We start from the raw sequence: 1,797 nt of genomic DNA, 5'->3' as shown, positions 1-1,797 counted from the left end.
CTCCAGCGACAAGCGAGCCGGTCGCCGCACCGGCGCCAGCCACGGAAACGGAAGACTCGACCGGCGAGATCGTGTCCGGGCCGTGGACCGCTCCAGAACCGGCGCCGAAGGCGGTGGAACCCGCGGAGCTTCCCGGAGCGACGAAAGCCGCCCGCCAATCCGATGTCGAAACCCCGCTCGGCACCCGCTGGGCGGTCTGGGTCGGCGGCATCGCCCTGGCGCTGGGCGGTCTGTTCCTGATCCGCTACACCATCGAAGCCGGCATTTTCGGCCCCGGCGTACGGCTGACCATGGCCGGCGCGCTCGGCCTTGTGCTGGTCGCCGGCGGCGAGTTCGTCCGCCGCACCGGCTTCAAGATGCCCGTACAAGGCGCCGCGGGCGCCTATATTCCGGCGATCCTGGCAGCGGCCGGTGCCTTCATCCTGTTCGGCACCGTCTATGCCGCGCATGGCATCTACGGCTTCATCGGCCCGGCACTCGCCTTCACGCTGCTCGGCGTCATCGGCGTGGCGACGATCGCGGCAGCCCTTGTCCATGGCCAGGCGCTGGCCGGCATCGGCCTTGTCGGCGCCATGGTGACGCCGGTGCTGGTCGCCTCGCAGGCACCCAATCCCTGGGCGCTGTTCGGCTATCTCGCCATCGTGCTTGCCGCCACCGGCGTCATCGCCCGCATGCGCGACTGGAAGTTGCTGATGGCGGCTGCCTTTTTCGGCACCGGTGTCTGGACCATTCTCTATATGACCGATGCGCCGGGGGCGAAGCTCTCTGCGATCCTGTTCATCGACGCCGTCACGCTGGCCGTGCTCGCCCTTGTCTGGCTCGCTCGCCGTGGCGACGAAACCACGCCAGACAGGGCTTTCGACTGGCCGTCCATCGTGCCTGGCCTGTTCGTCGCATTCTCGGCACTGGGCCTGTCGGTCGACCCGGCCTTTGCTGCCGCCAGCTATGCCTTGCCGGGCGCGGTGGTGATCGCCGCGATGGTGGCGGTCACGCTTTATCGTCCGCTGGCGCTGCCGCTCCTCTATGCCGCGGGACTGGTCACGGTGCTGATCTATCTCGGCATCATCCCGCCAACCTTGATCGCTTCCGATTTTTCGGGCGGCGCCTTGGGCGTCGACGGACTGCCGGTGGCCACGTCCAACGCGCTGACCTTGCGCATCGGCATCGCACTCGGCCTGGTCTTCATCGGCGCCGGCTTCTGGGCCGCGCGCCGGTTCGCCGCCGGCACGCAGATCCGCGCGGCCTCATGGGCAGCGTGGGGCGTCATCGTCCCGCTGGTCGTCCTGCTGGCGCTCTGGTTCACTTTCGGCAATCTCGACCGTGACCCTGTCTACGCCGCCGCAGCGGCACTGCTGGTCGTCATTTTCGCCGCCGGCGGCGAGTGGATCGCGCGGGCCGAGGAGCCGCCGCTCAAGGGCGGCATCGCCGTGTCGTTTGCCCTGGGCGGCGCGGCCATCGCCGGGCTGCTGCTGATGCATATGGCTTTCGATTCCGGCTGGACCACCATCCTGCTCGGTGCGGCGGCCATTGTGCCGGCGCTGGCCACGCGCTGGCGCGTCTATCCGGTGCTCGGCTGGATTTCGGTCGGCGCGGTGATCGCGGTGCTTGGCCGTGTCGCCTTCGACCCGACCATTGTCGGCGCCGGGTTCCTGTCGACGACGCCGGTGTTCAACTGGCTGTTGCCCGGCTACGGCGTGCCGGCGCTGGCCTTCGGCTTTGCCGCCTGGCAGCTTGCGCGCACAACGAATGGCCGGCCGCGCCTTGCCATGGAGGCGGCAGCGCAAACAGTGCCGCTGC

General features: G+C 69.2%; 1 protein-coding gene. It reads left to right on the top strand.

Annotation, left to right across the window (positions count from 1 at the left end):
• The coding region (locus tag EN925_RS34490; protein ID WP_164894609.1) for a DUF2339 domain-containing protein at nt 1-1,797 on the top strand (1,797 nt) is incomplete at both ends.

The sequence above is a fragment of the Mesorhizobium sp. M7A.F.Ca.US.006.04.2.1 genome, from assembly GCF_004022915.1.
In the GTDB taxonomy this organism is placed as follows: Bacteria; Pseudomonadota; Alphaproteobacteria; order Rhizobiales; family Rhizobiaceae; genus Mesorhizobium; species Mesorhizobium ciceri.
The sequence above is the reverse complement of the archived record's forward strand: the minus strand, read 5'-3'. Positions and strand labels throughout refer to the sequence as shown.